This is a genomic window from Rhizobium sp. EC-SD404 (assembly GCF_902498825.1).
GTDB lineage: Bacteria > Pseudomonadota > Alphaproteobacteria > Rhizobiales > Rhizobiaceae > Georhizobium.
In genome coordinates this window covers 2,107,036-2,131,899 of the sequence record NZ_LR701459.1, presented here as the reverse complement: position 1 = coordinate 2,131,899, position 24,864 = coordinate 2,107,036, and the positions used below count along the sequence as shown (strand labels likewise).

20 protein-coding genes and 1 tRNA gene are annotated in these 24,864 nt (G+C 62.5%); 7 read left to right on the top strand and 14 right to left on the bottom strand.

Annotated elements, in window-relative coordinates; all coding sequences use genetic code 11:
- Window positions 1-62: 62 nt before the first annotated feature.
- From scpB to GC125_RS10950, 6 genes are all read right to left on the bottom strand, one after another.
- Window positions 63-770 carry an SMC-Scp complex subunit ScpB gene (gene scpB / locus GC125_RS10975; RefSeq protein ID WP_151985702.1) on the bottom strand — a complete coding sequence of 236 codons (708 nt, stop codon included), beginning with the start codon at window positions 768-770 and terminating at the stop codon, window positions 63-65.
- Window positions 763-1,599 (bottom strand): segregation and condensation protein A, encoded by an 837-nt coding sequence (locus GC125_RS10970; RefSeq protein ID WP_151985701.1) that lies wholly within the window; start codon window positions 1,597-1,599, stop codon window positions 763-765. Before GC125_RS10970 ends, scpB begins: the two co-directional genes overlap by 8 nt.
- Before the next feature lie 12 nt (window positions 1,600-1,611).
- Window positions 1,612-2,631 (bottom strand): beta-N-acetylhexosaminidase, encoded by a 1,020-nt coding sequence (gene nagZ, locus GC125_RS10965; protein WP_151985700.1) that lies wholly within the window; start codon window positions 2,629-2,631, stop codon window positions 1,612-1,614.
- 74 nt (window positions 2,632-2,705) lie between these two features.
- Window positions 2,706-6,563, bottom strand: a complete 3,858-nt coding sequence (locus GC125_RS10960; protein WP_151985699.1) for an SPOR domain-containing protein — start codon at window positions 6,561-6,563, stop codon at window positions 2,706-2,708.
- A gap of 65 nt (window positions 6,564-6,628) precedes the next feature.
- Window positions 6,629-8,383 carry an arginine--tRNA ligase gene (gene argS, locus GC125_RS10955; RefSeq protein ID WP_151985698.1) on the bottom strand — a complete coding sequence of 585 codons (1,755 nt, stop codon included), beginning with the start codon at window positions 8,381-8,383 and terminating at the stop codon, window positions 6,629-6,631.
- Between the two features lie 83 nt (window positions 8,384-8,466).
- Entirely contained in the window at window positions 8,467-9,675 is a 1,209-nt protein-coding gene (locus tag GC125_RS10950; protein WP_199864551.1) for a deoxyguanosinetriphosphate triphosphohydrolase, read from the bottom strand.
- A 141-nt stretch (window positions 9,676-9,816) separates the two neighbouring features.
- Here GC125_RS10950 and erpA point away from each other — a divergent pair, with 141 nt between their 5' ends.
- The 4 genes from erpA (at window position 9,817) to GC125_RS10935 (ending at window position 11,569) form a co-directional block, all read left to right on the top strand.
- Window positions 9,817-10,158 carry an iron-sulfur cluster insertion protein ErpA gene (erpA, locus tag GC125_RS10945; RefSeq protein ID WP_151985696.1) on the top strand — a complete coding sequence of 114 codons (342 nt, stop codon included), beginning with the start codon at window positions 9,817-9,819 and terminating at the stop codon, window positions 10,156-10,158.
- A gap of 82 nt (window positions 10,159-10,240) precedes the next feature.
- The gene (locus tag GC125_RS20020) at window positions 10,241-10,426 is read left to right on the top strand and encodes a hypothetical protein (protein ID WP_199864550.1); all 186 of its coding nucleotides are present in this window, start codon (window positions 10,241-10,243) and stop codon (window positions 10,424-10,426) included.
- A complete protein-coding gene (xth, locus tag GC125_RS10940; RefSeq protein WP_151985695.1) occupies window positions 10,423-11,205 on the top strand; it encodes an exodeoxyribonuclease III in 783 nt (260 codons plus the stop codon). The genes GC125_RS20020 and xth overlap by 4 nt, the downstream gene beginning before the upstream one ends.
- 82 nt (window positions 11,206-11,287) lie before the next feature.
- Window positions 11,288-11,569 (top strand): hypothetical protein, encoded by a 282-nt coding sequence (locus GC125_RS10935; protein WP_151985694.1) that lies wholly within the window; start codon window positions 11,288-11,290, stop codon window positions 11,567-11,569.
- Window positions 11,570-11,596: 27 nt separating this feature from the next.
- On the opposite strand, the gene GC125_RS10930 is transcribed toward GC125_RS10935, so the two are convergent.
- The 8 genes from GC125_RS10930 to GC125_RS10895 all read right to left on the bottom strand — a co-directional run bounded on the left by GC125_RS10930 (window position 11,597) and on the right by GC125_RS10895 (window position 22,505).
- Window positions 11,597-12,376 carry a tetratricopeptide repeat protein gene (locus GC125_RS10930; protein WP_199864549.1) on the bottom strand — a complete coding sequence of 260 codons (780 nt, stop codon included), beginning with the start codon at window positions 12,374-12,376 and terminating at the stop codon, window positions 11,597-11,599.
- 31 nt (window positions 12,377-12,407) lie between these two features.
- On the bottom strand, window positions 12,408-14,132 hold the full coding sequence (ilvD, locus tag GC125_RS10925) for a dihydroxy-acid dehydratase (protein WP_151985692.1): 1,725 nt from the start codon (window positions 14,130-14,132) through the stop codon (window positions 12,408-12,410).
- Between the two features lie 265 nt (window positions 14,133-14,397).
- Window positions 14,398-15,642: an OmpP1/FadL family transporter gene (locus tag GC125_RS10920; RefSeq protein WP_151985691.1), complete on the bottom strand. Its 1,245-nt coding sequence runs from the start codon at window positions 15,640-15,642 to the stop codon at window positions 14,398-14,400.
- 450 nt (window positions 15,643-16,092) lie between these two features.
- Window positions 16,093-18,999: a valine--tRNA ligase gene (locus GC125_RS10915; protein WP_151985690.1), complete on the bottom strand. Its 2,907-nt coding sequence runs from the start codon at window positions 18,997-18,999 to the stop codon at window positions 16,093-16,095.
- A 154-nt stretch (window positions 19,000-19,153) separates the two neighbouring features.
- Window positions 19,154-19,933, bottom strand: coding sequence for a PopZ family protein (locus GC125_RS10910; RefSeq protein WP_151985689.1), 780 nt, complete (start codon window positions 19,931-19,933; stop codon window positions 19,154-19,156).
- A 154-nt stretch (window positions 19,934-20,087) separates the two neighbouring features.
- The gene (locus GC125_RS10905) at window positions 20,088-21,434 is read right to left on the bottom strand and encodes a TolC family outer membrane protein (RefSeq protein ID WP_151985688.1); all 1,347 of its coding nucleotides are present in this window, start codon (window positions 21,432-21,434) and stop codon (window positions 20,088-20,090) included.
- A 158-nt stretch (window positions 21,435-21,592) separates the two neighbouring features.
- Complete coding sequence (locus tag GC125_RS10900; protein WP_199864548.1) at window positions 21,593-22,267, bottom strand: protein-L-isoaspartate O-methyltransferase family protein; 675 nt, start codon at window positions 22,265-22,267, stop codon at window positions 21,593-21,595.
- A gap of 164 nt (window positions 22,268-22,431) precedes the next feature.
- A tRNA-Cys gene (locus tag GC125_RS10895) sits at window positions 22,432-22,505 on the bottom strand.
- Between the two features lie 435 nt (window positions 22,506-22,940).
- Here GC125_RS10895 and minC point away from each other — a divergent pair.
- From minC to minE, 3 genes are read left to right on the top strand one after another with little or no spacing between them, the layout of a single operon-like run.
- Window positions 22,941-23,684, top strand: a complete 744-nt coding sequence (gene minC / locus GC125_RS10890) for a septum site-determining protein MinC (protein WP_151985687.1) — start codon at window positions 22,941-22,943, stop codon at window positions 23,682-23,684.
- Window positions 23,685-23,713: 29 nt separating this feature from the next.
- A complete protein-coding gene (minD, locus tag GC125_RS10885) occupies window positions 23,714-24,529 on the top strand; it encodes a septum site-determining protein MinD (protein WP_151985686.1) in 816 nt (271 codons plus the stop codon).
- Window positions 24,526-24,792 carry a cell division topological specificity factor MinE gene (gene minE / locus GC125_RS10880; RefSeq protein WP_126010534.1) on the top strand — a complete coding sequence of 89 codons (267 nt, stop codon included), beginning with the start codon at window positions 24,526-24,528 and terminating at the stop codon, window positions 24,790-24,792. Before minD ends, minE begins: the two co-directional genes overlap by 4 nt.
- Window positions 24,793-24,864 lie beyond the last annotated feature (72 nt).

Sequence of the window (24,864 nt, the reverse complement as noted above, 5' to 3'; positions counted from 1 at the left end):
CGATTGGGCGTCAGTCTTCAAGCTGATAAACGGCTGGCCGAGCGATCTATTCCGCAGTGCATTCAATTCTCTTCGCCGCGGGGAGCAAGCAGACCGAGCTCTTCGAGGTCCATCTGCGTGATCGGGTCCTCATCTTCGGCGAGTTCGTCGCCTTCCCCCGGCATCGGGAAGCTGAAGTTGGCGGGAATGCGCCCCGAAAGGAGACCGGCACCCTTCAGTTCTTCGACACCTGGAAGATCGCCGAGCTCGGCCAGGCCGAAATGATCCAGAAATCCGGTCGTCGTTCCGTAGGTCACCGGACGCCCTGGAGACCGGCGGCGGCCGCGCATGCGCACCCAGCCGGATTCCAGCAGCACGTCCAGCGTACCCTTGGACGTCGCCACACCGCGAATTTCCTCGATCTCGGCCCGCGTGACTGGCTGGTGATAAGCGATGATCGCCAGGACCTCGAGCCCGGCCCGCGACAATTTGCGTATCTCGGTCTTTTCGTCCCGGATCAGGAAGGCAAGATCGGCGGCCGTGCGAAACGCCCAGGCATCGCCGACCCGGACGAGGTTCACGCCGCGGTCGGCGTATTGCTGCACGAGACGGTCCATCACGGACCGAACGTTGACGCCCTGCGGGAGCTTGCGGACGATCAGCGCTTCTTCGACGGGCTCGGCCGATGCGAAAACGAGCGCTTCGGCGATACGCGCGGCCTCTTCGATATCGGCGTCGAGCGTTGTCACCTTGACTTGCTGACCGGGCTTGGTAGGAACGATATCAGCCATCCGGCAGCGATCCCGCCTTGGGGCCCCGTCGCAGGTAGATCGGGGCGAAGGGCTCGGCCTGCCTGATGTCGAGATGCCCTTCCCGCACCAGTTCCAACGATGCCGCGAAGGCACTGGCCATGGCGCTGGCGCGTTCTTCGGGCCGCGACAGGTAGCGCACAAGGAACTGATCGAGCGCGGTCCATTCGTCGATCGTGCCGACCATGCGCGTCAGGATCGCGCGGGCATCGGCAAGCGACCAGACCGCCCGCGAGGCGATCGTCACCGTGGTGACGGCAAGGCGCTGGCGCTGCGAGGCATATGCGATCAGGAGATCGTAGAGCGATGCCTGGAACTTCGAGCCGCGTTCGACTTCGATTTCCTCCGGTGCGCCTCGCGAAAACACGTCGCGGCCGAGCCGGTTGCGGTTGACGAGGCGTGCCGCGGCATCGCGCATGGCTTCGAGGCGCTTCAGCCGGAAGGCGAGTTGCGCTGCCAACTCTTCGCCGCTCGGCTCGTCATCCTTGGCGGGTTTCGGCAAGAGAAGCCGCGATTTCAGGTAAGCGAGCCAGGCCGCCATGACGAGGTAATCGGCCGCGAGTTCGAGCCGCACCTGCCGCGCCTTGTCGATGAATTCGAGATACTGCTCGGCAAGCGCCAGAATCGAGATGCGCGCGAGGTCAACGCGCTGGTGCCGCGCCAGGTGCAGCAGCAGATCGAGCGGGCCTTCGAAACCATCGACATCGATATGCAGAGCTTCGTCCGGCCGGCGTTCAGGTGCATCCCAAGGCGTTGGATCCTCCGAGCGTGCGGTCGTATGGCTACTGGTATCGACAGGCTTCGGCAGCATCTGACAGCTCTCTCAAGCCACGGCTTGGGTCAGTCCCTCAAATTCATCGCGAATTGTCCGTTCGTCCGCATTTTCCCTATGCGAAAGGCCATCAAGCGCGGCTTCGGCACGCTCGAGCGGGCGACCTTCCAGGATTGGCGTTTCCGCCGCGATCGCGGTCATCTCGCCCATGTCCCCGTTGCAGTGCAAAGCGACATCGCAGCCGGCAGCGAAAATCGCGCGCGTTCGGTCTGCAAAGGAGCCCGCCAGCGCCTTCATCGAGACATCGTCCGACATGAGCAGCCCGTCGAAGCCCATCTGGCCTCGGATGATGTCGGCGATGACCTTTTTGGATGTCGTAGCCGGATGATCGGGATCGATCGCGCGGTAGACGACATGCGCCGTCATCGCCATCGGCGCCTTGTTCAGTGCAGCGAAGGGCCTGAAATCGGTCGCTTCCAGCTCTTCGATCGTGGCATCCACGACCGGCAGCTCCAAGTGCGAATCTCCACGCGACCGGCCGTGGCCGGGAATGTGCTTGATGACCGGAAGAACACCACCCGCCAGAAGGCCCTGCATGGCCGCCTCGCCCATCTCCGCGACCGTAATCGGATCGGTGCCATAAGCACGATCGCCGATGACATCATGGCTGCCGGGAATCGGAACATCGAGAACCGGAAGACAATCGGCATTGATGCCGAAACGATGGAGGTCGAAGGCATGGATGCGCGACAACAACCAGGCGGCACGCAAGCCGCTCTGCCGGTCCTGTCGATAGATGTCTCCCAGTCGGGCGCCCGGCGGATAGTTCGGTGCAAATGGCTGTCTCAGCCTCTGGACGCGTCCGCCCTCCTGATCGATGAAGATTGGCACGGGCCGGTCTCCGGCGATCGACCGCAGGTCTGCCGTCAGGGCGCGAAGTTGATCCGCATTGACGATGTTGCGGGCAAAGAGAATATACCCCCAAGGACGCTCCGCTTCGAAGAAGCTGCGCTCTTCCGGAAGAATTTCAGGACCTTTAAGGCCCAGGATCATCGCTTTTGATTCGGTCATCGGGCGATGATAGCTGCCGCGACGAAGAGCGGGTAGCGGACCACCCGGCCATCAACATCTTTCCCGATACCGGTTCAGCGGGCGACGAAGCAGCTTCCACCTGCCGCCTGGTACTGCTCGCAGAGCGCAACGGCCTCTTCGCGTGAACCGCCTGCGACCCGCACGCGGTAGAACGTTCCGCGATCCGCGATTTCCGCTGGCTGGATCTGAACCTGGCGGCCCCCGATGATCGAGCCATAGCGCGAGGCCAGACTGGTGTAGGTCGACTGCGCCGATTCTTGCGTCGGCTGCGACGCGATCTGCACCACGTAGCCACCCGGATTGTCCAGCGCGGTGGACGGGGCGACGGCAGCTGTTTGCACAGGCTGCTCGGCGGGCGCTGCCTGCTGCGGCGTTTGCCCTGCAGCTGTCGAGGTCTGCCCGACGATCGTCACCGGCTGGTCTGCCGGCCGGTCACCCGGGGTCGGCTGAGCCGGATTGCTGAAGGTGGTCGTCTGAACCGTTCTGACCGGCGCCACCGATTCCGCTGAAGTTGGCGGCACTTCGGCTTGAAGCCGCTCGTTGGACACAGCAGGCGCAGAAGCCGCGTTCGGCCGAGGTTGCGGCAGCGGGACACCCGGCGCAGGCGACGCCGTACCATCGAGGGTCGACGCCGCGGCCTGATCAGCCGGCACCTGAGCGGTGCCATCGGTGAGACCTGCGCTCGCTTCGGCGGCTGCGATCAATTGGGTGGCATCCAAGGCGGCCTGGTCGCTGATCGAGGCAATCCCTTCTGCTTCGTCGCCAGGCAACTGCGCATCCTGGCCAACCACCGGCACATCGGCTGCCGCCGAGAGGTCGACCGGAGCGGCGGGGACGAGCGTTCCATCGGCACGAACGACGGAGGTGCGAACCATGCGGGGTGCGACGCCCAGCGGATCCTCATCGTTCACCGCGCCACGCATGGCGAGATCGTCTTGGGGAAGGGCCGCCACCTCCTCATCCATCACGTCCATGTCGTCTTCGGGCGCTCCACCGGAGAACGGGCGACCCTCCAGCGGCAAAACGTTGGGATCGACCGTGCGCTGGACGACGTCGACGGGTTCCTCGGCACGGGAGATCAGATTGATGTCGTCGCCGTTGGCGCTGCTGCCATCGACCTGTCCATAGACAGCCTGATCCTGGTTCGGGACCGTGCGCCCGCCCGGATCTTCAGGAGCGACCTTGATCGGCTCTTCGCTCGCCGCAATGATGCGGGGTTCGCCACTGCCGCCGCCAGGGTTGCCCATGAAAGCGTAGGCGGCAAGACCCGCAGCCGCAATGATGGCCAGCGCCGCAGCACCGGTCTTCCAAGCCGGACGCCGACCAGCGGCGCCTTGAGCGACAGCACCTTTAGCGATTTCGCCACGCTCCAGATCCGCGAACGAGATATCGTCGACATCTCTTTCTTTCTCATGGTCGGTCGCAGGGCTGGCTGGACGGGAGGCCTGGCTGAAATCGAAGTCCCTGAAGTCGATCTGCTCAGGATCCCGCCGCGGGGCTTCGGGCCTTGCAGATGCCAGAGGGATCACGACGGCGGACGCAGAGGTGTTCTGCGCCGTCGATGGTTCGGCGGCATCGCTCGTGTCGTTGCGTGCCAGGATGTCGGCGAACTCTGCTTCGAGACCGGATAGATCGAAATCGTCGCTGGTGTCGGCGCGCGGCAATTCTTCGTCTTCCGGCAGATCGGGAACTTCGATTTCGCGGACCTGCTCGATCACATCGCTCGTGTCGGCGACATCGTGAAACTCGAACGGCAGCACCGCCGGCGCGGCGGGCTCCTGACGGATCGGCTTCGGCCGGCAGGCAACGGCCGCTTCAAACGACAAGGCTTCCTGACGCGCAGGCTCTGAACGTACAGGCTCCGGGCGAACAGGCTCGAACCGCGCAGGCTCGAGCCGCACCGTCTCACTGCGCTGGGGCTCAGCGCGTGCAGGATCGTTCCGCAGAGGCTCGACGCGGGGCGGCGTGGGCTCGCTCGCCCGCCGACCGAGCAGCGATGCGAGGGCTGGCGCGGCGGCGACCACCGTCGCACCGGCAAGGATTGGAGCCGGCGAGATCGTTGGCTCTACCGGCTGATCCTGCTGGGCTGTCTCCTCTGCAAAAGGTTCGTCCGCGACCTGCTCGGAAGCGGCTGCATGTTCGGCAGGCACCGGATCTGCCGGCCCTGCATCCTGCAATTCGAACTCAAAGTCCGAGAAGTCGAAATTGATGTCCTGTTCATCGTTGAACGATGCTTCGTCGGACGACAACGGATCGATATCCGCAAAGGCATGGTCCGTGGCCATCGCCACGGCTGCCTGCTGCTCGTCGAAGGCGTTGTCGAAGGGAAGTTCTTCGACAAAGGGATCGGGTTGCGCCGTCTCGGGCTCGGCGACAGCGGAAACCAGCGGTTCGTCCGCCGGTTCATCCTGCGGCTCGTTGAAATCGAGATTCGCAAGTGCCGAGAAATCGAGCTCGATTTCCGGCTCCTGTTCGGCCTCGGGCTGAGGCTTTGGCGCAAACTCTACGGCCGGCTCTTCGGCGAAAAGTTCGGCGCTTTCGTAAAATTCGACGTCGGCGTCGCCTGCTGGCTCAGAGGATTCAGCGACGACGGCAGCCGGTTCGGCATGGGCCTCGGGGCCAGCCTCATAGACTTCGAACGGCGCGACTTCGGGCGCCTCCGGAAGATCGAGGGCAAGAGCAAGCGATGGATCGTCTTCGGAGAAATCTTCGGTTAAGGCCAAGGGTTCGAGCTCGGCTTCCGGCTGATTCACTTCGGCGGACGGCTCGGAAATTACCGCTGCCTTCGGCGAACCGTAATCGGCAAACGCGGCCTCGAGCTCGTCGGCGATATCCCAGTGATCGTTGGCCAGGACAGGGGCTGGAGCGATGGCAGCTGCGATCGGCGCTACCGACACAGGCTCGGCATGGACGTCTTCGGCCACAGCGTCCGCATCGACATGCTCTGGCTCAAAATAGTCCTGCTCTGTCTCTGAGGGAGCGGCTACGGCGTTCTGCACATCGCTGCGAGGCAGCGCGTACTGAACCATCTCGCGCCAGACGGCATCGTCGTCCGAACCGTCAACCGCAGAAAAATCCGTGAGAGCACCGGTCTCGGCCGGCTGGGCGTAGGCGGCAAGCGCCGGCAGAGGACCCGGTGCCGTGGCAGGCTCCCATGCCTCGACAGCGTGCTCATCGAGCGATGCGGTTTCGAGATCCTCGTCGAACGAACGCAGGATCTCGTCGCTGAGTTGCGCCTCATCGGTGGCATCGAATTCCTCGACACTACCGAAATCCTCTTCGACCGCCGTTTCTTCGGCAAACGCGAGCGCCGCGGACTCGTCCAGTTCAAACATCGCCTCGCCTGCAACGGCTTCATCGATGTCGGCAACCGGAGCTGTCTCCCCAACCGCGTCCAAGCGCTGATCGATTGCAAGCTCGGCATCGGCGGTGGAGTGAGCATCAACCTCTGAAACCGAAGGGTCGAACGTCAGCAGTTCGTCCGAAAGCTCGGTCTGGTCCGGCAACGCTTCGTCAGCGGCCGACGCCATGATCGGCTCTTCGACGACGACCTGCAGCGCGCTTGCGACGGGAGAAGGCTCATCCGATTCGACCAGCGAGGGCCGCGCCTTGAGGAAAGCGGGGATTTCTTCTTCGCTCAATTCGACGGGCTGGTGCCTATCGGACTGTTGGACTTCGACCGTCTCCGGCGTGATTTCGGGGGCATCTTCGAGGCCGATCGAGCGCATGAGCTCAGCTTCGAGATCGAATGCGGATGCATCCGCGTCCTCGGTCGAAGTCGAGTGCTGCTCGACCACTTCCTCCTCGGGCTGATCGAAGCCCGCAATACGTGCGAGCTCCGCAAGAGGATCGCCATCCGACAGGAACGGCGCGTCTCTACCCGTGTAACGCGTCCTTTGATTGTCAGCCATAACCACTCACTCGCCCGCAAAACCGGTTTCGGATGCCAGACTATTGTGGGGAAATGGTGGCTTTGCTACCGCATTTCTTCTGGTGCTTCAGTGCCCGTCAAGGTCAGTCCGGAACGAAGGACTGAGGCAACTGCGCGCACCAGACCCAATCTGGCGAAGCTTAATTCTCGATTTTTATCGTTAACAAAGCGTAATTCCGGAAAATCCTTACCCTTGTTCCAGTGCCCATGGAATTCACTGGCCAGATCGTAGAGGTAGAATGCGATCTTATGAGGCTCTTGTGAGATGGCAGCGCTTTCCACCATGCGCGGGTATTCGGCGAGTTTTCCGATGAGCTGCAGTTCGCTCGGATCGGTCAGCAGGTCGAGATTTTCAGCGAATGCGGCGTCGTCGAGTGCCACACCCGGAAACGCTTCGGCAGCCTGCCGCATCACGCTGGCACAGCGCGCATGGGCGTACTGGACGTAAAACACCGGATTGTCTTTCGACTGTTCGGTGACCTTGGCGAAATCGAAATCGAGCGGCTCGCTGCTCTTGCGGTAGATCATCATGAAGCGCACGGCGTCGCGGCCGACCTCTTCCACCACTTCGCGCAGGGTGACGAAATCGCCCGAGCGCTTCGACATGCGCACGGGCTCGCCGTTGCGGTAGAGCTTGACCAGCTGGCACAAGAGTACTGTGAGCTTGGACTTGCCTTCGGAAACGGCGCGGGCAACGGCCTCCAGCCGCTTCACATAGCCGCCGTGGTCGGCACCGAGCACATAGATCATCTCGTCGAAATGCCGCTCGAACTTGTCGCGGAAATAGGCGACATCGGCGGCGAAATAGGTGAAGGTGCCATCGGATTTGACCAGCGGCCGGTCGATGTCGTCACCGACCGCCGTCGAGCGGAACAGCGTCTGCTCGCGGTCTTCCCAGTCTTCCGGCAACTGGCCCTTCGGCGGCGGCAACGTGCCCTTGTATACGTGACCCTTAAAGGTAAGATCGTTGATCGCTGATAGGATCGCGCCGCCATTTTCGGCATGGAGCGAGCGTTCCGAATAGAAGACGTCATGCACGACGTTCAACTGGGCGAGATCGGCGCGGATCATCACCATCATCGCGTCGATCGCGCGATCCGAGACGAGCGGCAGCCACTCTTCTTCCGGCATATGCTTCAGATCATCGCCGAACTCATCCTTCAGCGCCTCGCCCACCGGCACGAGATAGTCGCCCGGATAGAGGCCGGACGGGATCTCGCCGATCGTTTCGCCGAGCGCTTCGAGGTATCGGAGATAGGCGGAACGGGCGAGCACCTGGATCTGCGCGCCGGCATCGTTGATGTAATATTCCTTGGTGACTTCGTAGCCAGCAAAGCCAAGCAGGTTGGCGAGCGTGTCGCCGACGACGGCGCCGCGGCAGTGGCCGACATGCATCGGGCCCGTCGGGTTGGCCGAAACATATTCGACGTTGACGGCCTTGCCGACGCCGAGCTCGGAGCGACCGAAATCGGTGCCCTGCTTCAGGACATAGGCAAGAAGCTTCTGCCAATAGGCCGGCGACAGCTTCATGTTGATGAAGCCAGGCCCCGCGATCGAGACGGCAGCGATGTCGGGGTCGGCTTCCAGAACCGGTACGATGCGTTCGGCAAGCGCTCGCGGGTTCATGCCCAGCGGCTTGGCGAGAACCAGCGCCGCATTCGTCGCAACGTCGCCATGGGTGGTGTCGCGTGGCGGCTCCACGGCAATACGATCAAGCGGCAAACCTTCGGCAGCTGCAATGTCTTCAAGGGTTTGAAGCCCACTCTTGATGCGGCCTTCGAAGTCTTTGAACAGATTCATCGTTTCAGTCCGAAATGCAGTCGTCCACGGCGTTGAAGAGCGCGCACGCCGTCACGACGGGGAAGCGGGAAGTCGGGCCTGCGCTAACGCAATTCAGGCGTATGGTCAAACAATCGCCGGTGCATCGACAGCGCGTAGGTGTCCGTCATCCCGGCCAGATAGTCGGCGACATGGCGCGCCTTGTCGTCGCCCGATGCGCCCACGACGCCGTCCTGCCAGAAATGACCTTTCATCAGGCTCGGATCGTCCATCAAGGCGTCGAACAGGTCGTGCAGCACCTGGGCCGCCGCCTTGCGAACCCGCATCACGTCCGGATGACGATAAAGGTTGGCGAAAAGGAAGCGCTTCAACGCCTTGTCCGTCGCGTCCATTTCTTCCGAAAACACGGCAAACGCCCGGCCCGCGGCGCGGATGTCGCCGGACGATTGCGGATTGTCCTCGCCGATGCGTGTCTGGGCGACGGTGATGACGTCCTCGACCATGGAGGTGATCTGGCGGCGCATGATCTCATGAGCGATGCGTCCCGCATCGAGATCGGGATGCTGCGCCCGCATCGATGCGAGCATGTCGGCCAGGAATGGGACCTCTTCGAGCATCTCCAGCGTCAGCAGGCCCGCCCGCAGGCCGTCGTCGATGTCGTGCGTGTTGTAGGCGATGTCATCGGCGATCGCCGCCACCTGCGCCTCCAGGCTCGCGAAGCTGTCGAGTTCCAGATCGAGCCGCGCGTCGAAATCGAGAATCGGCTTCGGTACCGGTTCCCCGTTTGCATGCGGGCCGACCAACGGGCCGTTGTGCTTGACCAGGCCCTCCAGCGTTTCCCAGGTAAGGTTCAGGCCATCGAAATTCGCGTAGCGACGTTCGAGTGCGGTGACGATGCGCAGCGACTGAGCGTTGTGGTCGAAGCCGCCGCAATGGCCGAGCACCTCGTCGAGCACATCCTCGCCGGTGTGGCCGAAAGGCGTGTGGCCGAAATCGTGGACGAGGGCCACGGCCTCCGCGAGATCTTCATCCAGCCGCAACGCCCGGGCGAGACCGCGGGCGATCTGGGCGACTTCCATCGTGTGCGTGAGGCGCGTGCGATAATGGTCGCCTTCGAGCGCCACGAAAACCTGAGTCTTGTGCGCAAGCCGCCTGAAGGCCGTGGAATGGATGATACGGTCTCGGTCACGCTGGAAATCGGAGCGGGTACGGCTTTGCTCTTCGGGAACCAGCCGGCCGCGTGTGCTCGCCGGGTCGGCCGCATAGGGCGCCCGTTCGCAAAATCCGTAGCCCAGCAGGCTCTTGTCCAGCATCTCCGCCCATCCCATGTCGCCGCATACACCTCTGAAGCACGAGACAAGCGCCATTGACGCCCCCTCGCCGGCTTCATACCTATAGATATATAGTTACAGGAATTCTTGCTGCCGCTGCGCTGCCCTGTCGACGGAGTGATCATGACCATCCAAGATATCCAGAAAGTGACATTGTCGGAGGCCGCCGCCCGTCGCGTGGCCGCGATCATCGCTGCCGAACCATCGAAATCGGCCCTGCGCGTCTCGGTCGAAGGTGGCGGCTGCTCAGGGTTTTCCTACAAGTTCGATCTGGTGGACGACCAGCAGGACGACGATCTCGTTCTCGGCGGAGACACGGGAAAGGTGCTGATCGATTCCATGTCGCTCGTCTACATGGCCGGTTCGGAGATCGATTTCGTCGATGATTTGATGGGCCAGAGCTTCCAGATCCGCAATCCGAACGCGATCGCGTCCTGTGGCTGCGGCACCAGCTTCTCGATCTGATCGGCCGAGGCGCCGGTTCCAGCCGCCTGTGCTCGTCAGCTATTCGGCCGGGTTGCTCGCGCGACGATTGGTGCTCGGCTCGATGATCTCAGCCGGATTGTTGGTGATCATCGGCACCGAACTGCGCCATGCCTTGACGGACGAGCCGCATGATCTATCCCTGCTCGCATTCGGCGTCAGCCTCGTTCTGTTACCCGTGGTGACCGCCGCCATTTCTTCGATCGTCGCTGCGCGGCGCCTCACCTCCCGAGCGAGATCATCGGCATGAAAATCGTCACCTGGAACATCAACGGAATCAAGGCGCGGCTGGACAATCTTCTCACATGGCTGAAGGAGACGGATGCCGACGTGATCTGCCTTCAGGAGATCAAATCCGTCGACGAGAACTTCCCGCGGCTTGAGATCGAGACGCTCGGCTTCCATGTCGAGACTCACGGCCAGAAGGGCTTCAACGGCGTCGCGATCCTGTCGCGCACATCGCCTGACGAGGTTTTACGCGGTCTTCCCGGAGACGATGCCGACGACCACGCGCGGTTCATGGAAGCGGTCTTTTCCACCGCCTCAGGCGTCGTGCGGGTCGCGTGCATCTATCTGCCGAACGGAAATCCGATCGACACGCCGAAATTCCCCTACAAGCTCGCCTGGATGAAGCGGCTTCACACCTGGCTGGAAGGGCGCCTTGCGCTCGAGGAGCCGATCGTGATTGCCGGCGACTACAACGTCATTCCCGAGCCCTATGATTGCTATAACCCGGCTGCATGGCTGGGCGATGCCCTGTTCCAGCCCGAAACGCGCAACGCCTACCGCATGCTACAGCACCTCGGCATGACCGACGCGGTGCGCGCGGTGAGCGACGCGCCAGCGCTCTATACATTCTGGGACTATCAGGCCGGCGCCTGGCAGAAGAACAACGGCATCCGGATCGACCATCTGCTGCTCTCGCCGGAAGCTGCCTCGAAGCTCGTATCCGCCGACATCGACCGGCAGGTGCGCAGCTGGGAAAAGCCGTCGGACCACGTGCCAGCAGCGGCCGTCCTGGCCTTCTGACCACGGCAGGCCGAATTCGGCGACATTGCGCAGCCAGCTACCCCGGCGCTATCCTGCGAACGGGAGCGCGGGAGGTGAAGCAATGAAGACGCTGGGAAAAGTTCTCTTATTGTCCGCACTGATGGCGAGCGCGTCGTCCGCCCAGGAGCCTGCTCGGGAATGGCCGAGCCAAAGTGTCATTGGCGAAACTCAGGACCGCGGCGACGATCCCGCAATGGGCGGTAGCGGGCGCTGCCGGCATCAGGGAGAGCGTGTCGCTCAAGGCGATACGATCTGCCTCGACGTCAACGGCGAGCGTTATAACGCACTATGTGGCATGGAGCTGAACAACACGTCGTGGCTGCGCCAACCCGGCTCCTGCTGATCACAGAACGTCGCGGCTGGACGAAAGCTACTGGCGCGCAATGAGATCCTGGGCCAGTGCGATCGCAGTGCGACGGTCGTTCTCGTCTGCGATCGAGAAGGCCTGTTCCTGCAGCGTGCGGATCCAGATCTTCTCGGCGTCGCCTGCCCGTTCCAGGCCGCTCGTCATATAGGCCAAGCCACGAACGACCTGGCCTTCGGTGAAGAGCTGGTGCCCCAGCAGCGCGGTTGCGCCTGCATGGCCCGTCTGAGCCGCGCGGTTCAGCCATTTCTTCGCCTGGTGGACATCGTCGTCGCCACCCAGCCCGTCCATCATCAAACGAGCGAGCTCGAACTGCGCATCGGCCAGGCCAAAGGCCGAAGCCGCGTGGAAATAGAGCTGGCGAGCCTGCACCATGTCGACAGCCACCGGGCTTCCCGGAATGCCACGCTTGTAGTAGCCGGCAAGCGACATCAGGGCATTGACGAAATAGCCGAGATCTTCGGACCCCGGTTCGACACCCTGCTGGGCGATCTCGTGGTAGATTTTGAAGGCCTCGTAGTCGTTCTCTTCGACGCCATCGCCATAGGCATACATGTTGGCGAGTGCCCAGCGCGCACCGGGATGACCCTTTTCGGCGGCATAGCGATAGGCTTCGACGGCGTCGTCCTTGTCGCCGTTCTTGTCGCCGTTCTTGTAAGCGGAAAAGCCGAAGCGGAAGAGATCGAAAGGCCCGGATTCGCGCGTCACGCCGGCATCTGGATCGAATGCACGCGCCGGCGCTGCCGCACAGCAAACGGTCGCGACGCTCGCAACAAAACCCATCATCCGACAAAGACGCGACCGACGCAGCATGATGTCAAATATCCGCATAGCAGTGTTTTTCTTTAGCGCCGCCCGGATGGGTCACAGCGCCGTAGCGCGCCGATCCCACCGTCTGTGCGTATTTCCAGAGCACGCCTGAGGCGTAATCGCTTTCCCGCGGTCTCCAATCCGCAGCTCGGGCCTTTAGTTCCTCGTCCGTCAGCTTGACGTTCAGCGTGCCGGCGACAGCATCGATCTCGATGATGTCGCCGTCGCGCAGCAGTCCGATCGGACCACCTTCGGCCGCTTCCGGGCCGACATGGCCGATGCAGAAGCCGCGCGTTGCGCCAGAAAACCGACCGTCGGTGATCAGTGCGACCTTGTCGCCCATGCCCTGGCCGTAGATCGCAGCGGTCGTCGCCAGCATCTCACGCATTCCGGGGCCGCCTTTGGGACCCTCGTAGCGAATGACGATGACGTCGCCTTCCTTGTAGTCGCGCTGGCTAACGGCCTCGAAGCAGGCTTCCTCGCTGTCGAAGCAGCGCGCGGTTCCGGAGAATTTCTGGTTCGTCATGCCGGCAACCTTCACGATCGCGCCTTCCGGCGCGAGGTTGCCCCGTAGCCCCACGACACCGCCCGTTGCCGTAATGGGCTTATCGGCTGGGCGAACGACATCCTGCTGCTCATTCCAGCGGACATATTCCATGTTTTCGGCGATAGTGCGGCCTGTGACGGTCATGCAATCGCCATGAAGATAGCCGTGCTCGAGCATGGTCTTCATCAGGAGCGGAATGCCGCCGGCCTCGAACATATCCTTGGCGACATAACGTCCGCCGGGCTTCAAATCGGCGATATAAGGCGTCTTGCGGAAGATCTCGGCAACGTCGAAGAGATCGAACTCGATGCCGCATTCATGCGCGATCGCCGGGAGGTGCAGCGCGGCGTTCGTGGAACCGCCTGTTGCCGCGACGACGGCTGCAGCATTTTCGAGCGCCCGCCTCGTCACGATGTCGCGCGGACGGATGTTGCGAGCGATGAGCTCCATCACCTTCTCGCCCGAGGCGTAGCAGAACCGGTCGCGAATTTCGTATGGTGCCGGCGCGCCGCAGCTATAAGGCAGCGCAAGGCCGATCGCCTCGGCGACGGTCGCCATCGTGTTGGCCGTGAACTGCGCGCCGCAGGAACCGGCGGAGGGACAGGCGACCTGTTCGATCTCGAGCAGGTCCTCGTCCGACATGGCACCCACCGAATGCTGGCCGACAGCCTCGAAGACGTCCTGAACGGTGATCTGGCGTCCGCGAAACGAGCCGGGCAGGATCGACCCGCCATAAATGAAGATCGAAGGCACGTTGAGGCGAACCATCGCCATCATCATGCCCGGCAGGGATTTGTCGCAGCCGGCGAGACCGACAATGGCATCGTAGCAATGGCCACGCATGGTAAGCTCGACGCTGTCGGCGATCACATCACGCGAAACGAGCGACGCCTTCATGCCCTGGTGGCCCATGGCGATGCCGTCGGTCACGGTGATGGTGCAGAATTCGCGCGGGGTACCACGCGCGGCGGCAACGCCCTTCTTCACCACCTGCGCCTGGCGCATAAGCGAGATGTTGCACGGCGCCGCCTCGTTCCAGCAGCTGGCAACGCCGACGAGCGGCTGATTGATCTCTTCAGCCGAGAGACCCACGGCATAAAGATACGACCGGTGCGGAGCCCGCGCTGGACCTACCGTCGTATGACGGCTCGGAAGTTTCGATTTGTCGAACGATTTGACGTCCATGAATGACCCGACCCCGGCACTCTCTCTTGCTCGAACTCCGCGTTCATCGCGGTCCCCCTCGAGCCCCCTCCAACTGCCCCCGGTTTGTGGCGGCACAGGGGCAGATCATGCCGGCGAAATGGTTAGCAAACTTGTCTGCTCACGACTGTGACCAAAGCGCCACATTGGAGAAAAGTGAGAGTAGCGGGACGACTTAGACTTGGCTCAAAGCACAAAAAAACCCGGCGCATGCGCCGGGTTTCGTATTCAACACTTGAAGGTTGTATCAGAAGCGGATCTTGGCGCCGGCCTGCAGCGCGCCGACGAAGTCGTTGCCGAAATCGTAGGTGACATCGCTGTCGATCGACGAGCCGGACGTCAGCACACCGAGCGCGCCGCCGAAGCGCAGTTCAACCATTTCGCTTGGCGTGTAGGACAGGCCACCGGACACCGTCCACGTGTCTGTCTGGGTGCCGAGCGTTGTCGATGTGCCACGATCCCAAGTGAGCGATGCAGCACCGCTGATCGTCTCGGAGAACTTGTGGCCGACACCCGCCGACACTGTCCAGCCATCCTGGTAGAGCAGTTCCAGCGACGTTGCTTCCGTCGGGCCACCTGACGAGCAAGGAATGGCGCTGAACGCGGTCGGGCAGAAGGGCAGCGTCTGCAGGACGCTCCAGTCGACCCACTTCACGCTACCAAATGCGAGCCAGCCCGGAGCAACACCCGATTGAACCTTGAGTTCGACGCTCTGCGGCATTGTCGCCGTGCCGAAAACATCGGTGACGCCGCCGAGGAACGGGTTTGTCGGATCGATGGCACCGGGGACCTGCCGCAGGTCGAGCGTACCTGTCACATCGCCGAGATCGACTTCGGAATTGTAGACGAGGCTTGCACGAAGGGCGATCTCGGGCATCTCGTAGGCGGCGCCGACGCGGTAGCCCCAGCCGTTGCCTTCGAGGTCGAGACGACCGACGCCCGAGCCGGCGCCTGGTGCGAGAAGCGGAACCGGAGCGACAAGACGCTCCTTGAAGCCTTCGACTTCCTGGTAGTAGCCGCCGCCGATGATGCGGAACTGGCCGGGACCGACCGCGAAGCGGTAGGAGCAGGTGAAGTCGGCGCTGTGGCTGTCGATCTTGGTCTCGATGTTCGAGTTCGCACCGACCCAGTCAGCACCCGGATTGGAATGCGCACCCCAAGGCTGCGAGTACTGCACGAGGCAGTCTGCCGCTTCGGCGAAACCGGCCTTGAAGCCGACACGCGGAACGAAATAGCTTTCCGTGTCACGAACGCCGCTGGACTGACCGCCGCCAATGCCGTTCGAACCCAGGCCGTTTGCAGGATTGACGTCCACGACGTTGTCGAGTTCGCGCTTCGGCATGACGTAGGTCACGCTGGCGTCAGCTGCGTAGTCGCTCGGATCGAACAGGAGATCGATGTTGTAGCCGCCGCGTTCCAGACCGCCGGCAAAAGCCTGGCTGGCCGAAAATGCGACGCCAAGAGCCGTCGAAATAAGTAGTGCACGCTTCATGGTAACCCCTCCCCGATCAGTCTAGTCAAACGAGCGTGGTGAAATGGGTACTTGTTCGCTGCGGAATGGCAATATGTGCGCATTCGGGCGATTTCTTCTAAGCGGCATGACGATGCTCGGAATCGCTCTATTTCAGAGCCCCGGCTGGCGGTTTCGACGAAATTTTTGGTGGATTGCGGCAGGAACGGCCCGATTTAGAACACGATTTGGCCGTGAGCCCGGATTTGTTGCCGTTGCGCAACATTCTGCCGCAAAGCGCCATATCGGGCTTTCCTTACGCGATCTGCCGTTACGTAAGGTGGGTGAAGCGGCTGATTTGAGCCCGTCATCGGGTGTCGACAGGTGCTGATTCACGCTCGTCAGCAACGGGATTCCGCGGTCGGATCCACCAATGCGGTCGCTTGGTGGATGGGAGGCGCGGACTGGTTGTCCCGCGCCTCCGAAGGGTCGTCAGTCGGCCGCAGCAATCCGCTCGCGGGCTGCTACCAGACCGGCGCGCTGAGCTTCGAGGTCGGCGAGTTTCTCGCGCTCGGCCTCGACGACTTCCGGCTTCGCGTTGGCGACGAACTTTTCGTTCGAGAGCTTACCGCCTATCTTGGCGAGATCCGCATCGACCTTGCCGATCGCCTTGTCGAGCCGCGCCTTTTCGGCTTCCACATCGATCAACTGGCCGAGCGGCAGGCAGTAGGTCGCCTCTCCCACCACGATCTGTGCCGCACCCCGCGGCGGCGTCTCGGCATGCTCGATCGACGTTGCGCGCGCCAGCCGGCCGACTGCATCGCGCTGGCGTTCCAGCCGCGAGACGGTGTCGGCGGATGCACCAACCACGACCAGCGGGGCCGTTGCCGAGGGCGGAACGTTCATCTCTGAACGCGCCGACCGGATGCCGGTGACGAGATCGACCAGCCAGTTGAGTTCGCCGGCTGCGGCCTCGTCGGCGAAGTCCGGCGTCGGCCATTGGGCGTGGCACAGAAGCGTTGCACGGCCCTCGCCCGTGGCTGTCACCCGCCACAGCTCTTCCGTCATGAACGGCATGAACGGATGGAGCAGGCGATAGATGGAATCGAGGACAAAGCCGGCGCAGGCTCGTGCTTCGGCCTGCTCGTCTGCACTTCCGGCCATGAACACGGGCTTCAGAAGCTCGAGATACCAGTCGCAGACCTGGTTCCAGACGAACCGGTAGGCGCTCGCGGCGGCCTCGTTGAAGCGGTATTCCTCCATCGCGCGCGTCATCTCGCCCGCAGTCCGGGTGAGTTCCGTCAGAATCCAGCGATTGACCGGGAGGGTCGCAGATTTAGGATCGAAATCGCCGCCGTGAACGGCGCCGTTCATCTCGGCGAAGCGCGTCGCATTCCAGAGCTTGGTGCCGAAGTTCCGGTAGCCGGCGATGCGGGCCGGATCGAGCTTCACGTCGCGACCCTGCGCCGCCATGATCGCCAGCGTGAAGCGCAGCGCGTCCGCGCCATACTCATCGATGAGTTCGAGCGGATCGATGACGTTGCCCTTCGACTTCGACATCTTCGCGCCGTTCTTGTCGCGAACGAGAGCGTGGACATAAACCGTATGGAACGGCTCTTCGTCCATGAAGTGCAGGCCCATCATCATCATGCGGGCGACCCAGAAGAAGATGATGTCGAAGCCGGTGACAAGAACGTCGGTCTGGTAATAGGTGTCCAGTTCCTTCGTTTTGTCTGGCCAGCCAAGCGTCGAGAACGGCCACAGCGCGGAGGAGAACCACGTGTCGAGAACGTCCTCGTCACGGGTCAAAATCTCGCCGGGCTTGTAGGTCTCGAGCTTCTCCTCGATCCAAGCCTTCCACGGACCTTCGTGGGAAATGTAGTGCTGAATGGCGGCGTGAAGCGCCTCCTCTTCCGTCTTCTCGACGAAAACGGTGCCGTCCGGGCCATACCAGGCGGGGATCTGGTGACCCCACCACAACTGGCGCGAGATGCACCAGGGCTGGATGTTCTCCATCCATTCGAAATAGGTCTTTTCCCAGTTCTTCGGGACGAACTTCGTGCGTCCTTCGCGGACCGAGGCGATGGCCGGCTTCGCCAATGTCGCGGCGTCCGCGAACCACTGGTCCGTCAGCATCGGTTCGATGACGACGCCGGAGCGATCGCCGAAGGGCTGCATGATCATCTTCGTCTCGACGAGCGGCATGGTGTTGCCCTCAACGTCGGTCGTCATGACGGCGAGACCTTCGGCGTTGATCGCCTCAACAATCTTCGCACGCGCCGCATACCGGTCCAGACCGCGGTATTCGTCGGGAACGAGATTGATCTCGTCGACTGTCGCCTCGTCAGGAAGCTCGCCTGAACGGACGATCTCGGCAGCCTGCGCGGCGCAGGTCGCGTAGTCTTCGCCGTCAGCGCGCAGCGCGGCCGTCAGGTCCATCAGGCGGTAGAGCGGGATATCGTTGCGCTTGGCGACCGCGTAGTCGTTGAAGTCGTGCGCACCGGTAATCTTGACCGCACCCGAGCCGAAATCCTTGTCAGGATATTCGTCGGTGATGATCGGAATCAGACGGCGGTGCTCTTTCGGACCGACGGGAATCTCGCAGAGCTTTCCGACGATAGGTGCATAACGCTCATCCGATGGATGAACGGCAACGGCGCCATCGCCGAGCATCGTTTCCGGACGGGTCGTGGCGATCGCGATGTAGTCGCGGGTCTCGCTGAGCACGACGTTTCCGTCGGCATCGCGCTCGACATATTCGTAGGTTTCGCCGCCGGCCAACGGGTACTTGAAGTGCCACATGTGGCCTTCGACTTCGCGGTTCTCGACTTCGAGGTCTGAAATTGCGGTCTCGAATTTCGGATCCCAGTTGACCAACCGCTTGCCGCGATAGATCAGGCCTTCCTTGTAGAGCGTGACGAAGACTTCGAGGACGGCCTCCGACAGGCCCTCGTCCATGGTGAAGCGCTCGCGCGAGAAGTCGGCCGATGCGCCGAGGCGCTTCAGCTGGTTCATGATCATCCCGCCGGATTCATCCTTCCACTGCCAGACGCGGTCGATGAAGGCATCACGACCCATGGCGCGGCGGTTGGGTTCCTGGCGCTCTGCAAGCTGCCGCTCGACGACCATCTGCGTGGCGATGCCCGCATGGTCCATGCCCGGCTGCCAAAGCACGTTCTTGCCGCGCATGCGCTCGAAACGGATCAGCGCATCCTGCAGCGTGTTGTTGAGCGCGTGGCCCATGTGCAGCGAGCCGGTGACGTTCGGCGGCGGGATGACGATGGTGTAGGGGTCCGCTCCCTCCTTTGCACCGGCGCCGGCGCGGAAGGCGTCCGCCTCTTCCCAACGCTTGGAAATTTCAGGCTCGATCGCCTGTGCATCATAGGATTTTTCAAGCATCAACGCGGCTTTCGGGGGAGAACTGGTGGTGCGGTGTAAACCGGATGGCCGACGCCGAGTCAACCGGATGCGCAACCGAGCTAGGGCGACAGGCCCCTGCTCGCTTGCGCCAGCGATCTACAATGTCGGCAGTATTCGAAGCGACGCCGAGCTTCTAACGCCGGCCGCCGCGCGCCACGCGCTCGATCTCTTCGCGCACGAGGCGCTCCACGAGCGTCGGCAGATTATCGTCGAGCCAATCCTTCAGCATCGGACGCAGCATGTCCTCGGCTATGTCGTCGAAGGAACGCATCTGGCCGCGCACGACCGCTTCGTTCAAATCCTCGAACGCCGCAGCGACCTTGGCGCCGGCAGCACTCGATATGAGTTCGCCGCCCTTCTGCTCATTCGATGTCCGGGTGTCATGTGCCGTTTCGGCGGCATGCTCGTGCAGATGAAGGACGGAGGCCGATTGATCCATCGCATCGAGGTCGGGCCAATCATTCCCGTCGGCTGGCTCCTCGAACTCATCCTCGTCGGCCAAGCGGTTCCAATGGTCGTCCACGGCATCGTCAGCGGCGGTTTCCAGCTCTTCGCGCTCGAAGCGCTGGTGATGGTCCGACGTCACCGCCATTGCGACGTCGTCTTCAACGGCCGGCGCTGCAACGACGAGTGTCGGCTGGGCATCCGGCGTGGACCGAAGGCGCGCAGCAACATCGGCGAGCGATATGGTCCGTGCAGCAGCGGAGGGTGACGGTGCTGCCTGAGGTTCAGGGCGATTGTCGGCCTGGATGTTTTGGGCTTGTGGTGCGGGGGGCACCTCGCGCACTGCAGCGAGCTGCGGCCGGGTATCGCCGCGGTCCGGCGACGCTGCATCATTGGTCTCGATGATCCGGCGGATGGAGGCCAGAATTTCCTCCATGGAAGGCTCTCGCGCCGCGCCCGTCTGTGCCATTGTCGCCCTCTTACCGCCACCTGTCGGACCAGTTGGACCCGATTCGTTCGGTTTGATCATAAGCGATTGATGCGACGAAAAGAATCCCCGGTGACCGTGGGTCGCCGAGGATGCACAACTTTGTCTGAGAAGAAGCTTGAAGACCGCCGAGCGGTTAGCGTCCGTCGATGGTCCGCAGGCCGTACCACTTGTCCTGGACGGCCTCGTAATGGACTTCCGGACGGTATTCGGCGACCTGGAGACCAAGGCGACCGACAAGCAGCCGGCCGGTGGTGGACAGCACCGAGTAGCTGGCAACGATCGCATCACGCTCGGCCTGCGCCAGCGTTTCGCGCGCGGTGAGAACGTCCTGCTGCGCGTTCAGAACGTCGAGCGTGGTGCGCTGACCGACGTCGCGCTCTTCGATAACGCCCGAGAGAGCGAGATCGGATGCATTGAGCTGAGCGCGGTTCGCGGCAATTGCGGCGCGCGAGGCCTCAAGCTGCGTCCAGGATGTCACGATCGCCTGGCGAAGCTGGTTGCGGGCGACATCGACATTGATGCGTGCCTGGCCGAGCAGTTCCTTGCTCTGGCGCACCTGAGCCGATGTCAGACCACCCTGATAGATTGGTACCGAGAGGGTCGCGCCGATCGTGGCCTGAGCATCGCCGCTTTGGAGATCCTGTCCGACCGAGCCGCTCAGATTGACACCCGGAAGAAGCGCGCCTTCTGCCTGCTTGACCGAAAAGTCGGCCGCATTCATCTGGAACTGCGCCGACTTGACGAGCGGGTGCTCGGCGAGACCGGAGGTCACCGCCGTATCGAGCGACGGCGGCAGCAGGCCACCCGACGCCGGAGCGGGCGACATGGAGGCAGGCGGCGCAGCGCCGACGATCTGGACGTAGACGGCTTCCGACGAGCTCACCTGCGCCCGTGCAGCAACGAGGCCGGCTTCCGCTGCAGCGAGCGAAGCCTGTGCCTGGCTGACATCGGTGCGGGTGCCTTCACCCACATCGAAACGCGCCTGGGCGGCGTTCAGCTGCTCGTTGAGGAATTCGAGGTTCTGGCGACGAATCTGCACGATCTGGCGGTCGCGCACGACGTTCATGAAGGCCTGGGCAGCCGACAGCAGGATGTCCTGCTCCGTGCTGCGAAGCCCTTCCTGGCCGGCGAACACATCCGACTGCGCGCCGAGAACGGCATTGCGCGTTTGGAAGCCATCGAAAACCGTCTGCGATACGGACAGTCCAAGAGCGGCGTCGGTGCCGTCGCCGAAGCTGGAAGACGTCTCGGTGGCCGAGACATCGAGCTGCGCCGCGATGCGCGGGCGATACCCCGAACGGGCAATCGCAACACCTTCGTCCGTCGCCCGCAGTCCAGCGCGAGCCGCATTCAAATCTGGATTGTTTTCGTAGGCCTTGGACATGGCGCCGAGGATCGTTTCGGCCATGGAGACAGTGGGTGAGAAGGCCATGATAGACGCAAGCGCGAATGTCGAGAGCCATTTGCGGTATCGCGTCATTGACGAACTCCTTAGTCGAAATACAGCGCGAGCACGATCATGAATCGTGTCCGTCGGATGCTTATCGCGCCGCCGTCTATTAGAGACAAGTACGCAGGTTAGCTTGCGCCAAGTATGCGGCGGCGCGTTGCCGGATCGCAACAGCAGCATTCAACCGATCAAAACACGAATTCCAGCGCCTGGGAGAAGCCAGGCAGCGGTTTAACGGCCGAATTGAAGACCGTTCGCTGCGCGGTAAATTCGCCTTCGCGTATATAGAGCTTGGCACGCGCCGCATTGCCGGTTCCCTCGACGACGACGAGGCGACCGCCATCGCGCAACTGCGACAGAATCGGCTGCGGAAAAATTCCGACGGCGCCGGAAAAGATGATTGCGTCGTAAGGCGCCTCGTCTTGATAGCCGGCGGCCAAGTCACCCTGCACGACTGCGACATTGTCGAAACCGAGATCGGCGAGCTTGGCACTTGCTTCGTCGGCAAGGTCAGGATCCGATTCCAGTGCGACGACCGAACCGGCGAGACGCGACAGGATCGCTGCGCCATAACCGGTCGCACATCCGATCTCCAGGACGACGTCGTTCGGTGTAATTTCGGCAAGCTGGACGAGACGAGCGAACTGGCCCGCCTCCATCATGAACCGATCGGGCGCGCCGTCCTTGCCTTCCTTCACCAGAAGATCGTCGTCGATATAAGCGAGCGGCATCAAACTGGCCGGAACGAAAGCTTCGCGCGGCACCTCGGAGAAGGCCGCAAGCACCGAGTGTTGCGTCACATCCATGGTGCGGATCTGGCAGTCGACCATCTTGGCACGCGCCTGAGCGTAATCGATCGTCATCGGACTGAAAAACTCCTGCATATCCCCGTCGGCACCGCATGCAGCGCTGCCCGTCGCTTCGATAAACCGTCATCGCACGAATGGCAAAGGCAAAGAACCGCCCTCGCCGGCGGAGGCACAAGCCTCTGCATCCGGGCGAACTGCTCTTGTTGGGATCGTAAGATTGGAGGCCTCGCCCGGAATCGAACCGGGATACAAGGATTTGCAGTCCTCTGCGTAACCACTCCGCCACGAGGCCTCGCGTCGACAAGCGTTGCCGACGGCTGAGGGCATTAGAATGAATCCCCCTGTAGTTCAAGCACGCCTGACGGCAATGCCGCTTTTTTTGGCGACTCCCTTTCAATGCGGATGGTGCGCCGGGCCGGCGCCTCGTCATCTGAGCCGATCGGCAAGGCTTGGAGAAAACGAAAATCTCGCTGTGGAGGACGCTCGACGGACACGCCTTTGCCCAGCTTTACAGGTCGAATGGGCCTCATCGAGTCGCGATTCGCTACATTGAGATGAATTCTCATGAGGTGCGAACCCGACATCACTCCGCCGGATGACCCAGGTCCGGGCGTCGTGCCGATTTGGAACAGGCCACCAGCCTCGCTCCAGCTTCGCACAGGCAAGTCCGGTTAACGGTTGGTTAACCAACGCACGCCTATCGATTGGCAATGGATTTTTAACGTAGATGACCAAAGTGCTAACCGACACCCGTCCCATCAGGCTCAAAGGCCGTTCCTTCCTGGCGCTCGTTCTGTCGCCGGAACTGCCGCTGGACGGCTGGCTTGCCCGCCTGGACGACCTTGCGCATCGCTCGGCGGGGTTCTTTCTCGGCCGTCCGGTGGTGCTGGATGTCGAAGATCTCGAAGTCGACAAGCACGAACTGAAATCGCTGATCGACGCGCTGGCCGAACGCAATGTGCGGGTCATGGGAATCGAGGGCGCACGCCCGTCGCAACTGACGACCGGCATGCCGCCGGCAATGCGCGGTGGACGCCCTGCTCCCGATTTCGACGAGCCGGAAACGGATACGGAGACGCCAGCGAAATCCGCATCGAGCAGCAAACCGCAGCCGGTGACCGCGCCGCAAGTCATGCGCGCGATGCCGTCGATCATCATTCACGAGCCGGTGCGCTCTGGCCAATCAGTGATCTTTCCGGAAGGCGACGTGACCATCGTCGGTTCGGTTGCCTCCGGCGCGGAAGTCGTCGCGGGTGGCTCGATCCACGTCTACGGAACACTGCGCGGCCGTGCGCTTGCCGGATCAATCGGCAATGCATCGGCGCGCATTTTCTGCCGCAAGCTCGAAGCCGAGCTTCTGGCGATCGACGGTTTGTACAAGACAGCGGAAGACATGCAGCCCGGATTGCGTGGCGAGGCCGTCCAGCTCTGGCTGGAAGGCGACGCGATCATGGCAGAAAAACTCATTTGAGCCGGGGGCGGCCAGGACAGGAGAGAGATATGGCTAAAGTTATCGTGGTGACATCGGGCAAAGGCGGGGTCGGCAAGACGACTTCGACCGCCGCGCTCGGCGCTGCATTGGCGCAAAGAAACGAAAAGACCGTCGTCGTCGATTTCGACGTCGGCCTGCGCAACCTCGACCTGGTCATGGGCGCCGAGCGACGGGTCGTCTACGACCTGATCAACGTGATCCAGGGCGACGCCAAGCTGTCGCAGGCACTCATCCGCGACAAGCGCCTGGAGACCCTTCACCTGCTGCCCGCCTCGCAGACGCGCGACAAGGACAATCTCACGTCCGAGGGCGTTGAGAAGGTCATGGCCGAGCTGCGCCAGCAGTTCGACTGGATCATCTGCGACAGCCCCGCAGGTATCGAACGCGGCGCGACGCTCGCCATGCGTCATGCCGACATCGCGGTCGTCGTCACCAATCCGGAAGTGTCGTCGGTGCGCGACTCGGATCGCATCATCGGCCTTCTCGACGCCAAGACGGCAAAAGCCGAACGCGGCGAGCGGGTTGAAAAGCACCTTCTTCTGACCCGCTACGACCCGGCCCGTGCCGAGCGCGGCGACATGCTCAAGGTCGACGACGTTCTGGAGATCCTCTCCATCCCGCTTCTCGGCATCATTCCGGAAAGCATGGATGTGCTGCGCGCTTCCAACATCGGATCGCCGGTCACGCTCGCAGAAGGCCGCGGTGCTGCCGCTATCGCGTATCATGATGCTGCACGTCGCCTTGCCGGCGAACAGGTGGCGATGACCATTCCAGGCGAAAAGCGCGGACTTTTCGAGAAGATCTTCGGAAGGAGGGCGGCATGAGCCTCTTCAGCTTCTTCAATCGACAAACGACATCGGCGCCGAAAGCGCGCGAGCGTCTGCAGGTTCTCCTGGCCCATGAGCGCACCACCGTCGGTCATTCCGATCTGGTCGCCGTGCTGCGCGAGGAAATCCTGGCGGTGATCGCGAAGCACGTGCAGGTCGATCGTGACAAGGTCCTCGTGAAGATGGACCGGGGCGACTCGGTCTCGACGCTCGAGGTGGACATCGAAATCCCGCTGTCGGCTGGCGTTCGCGCTGCCTGACGACCGGACCGGCAAGGATGCCGGTATCAAACCCTCCGGTGGCTGATCTCGGCCGCCGGCTCCAGACGATAA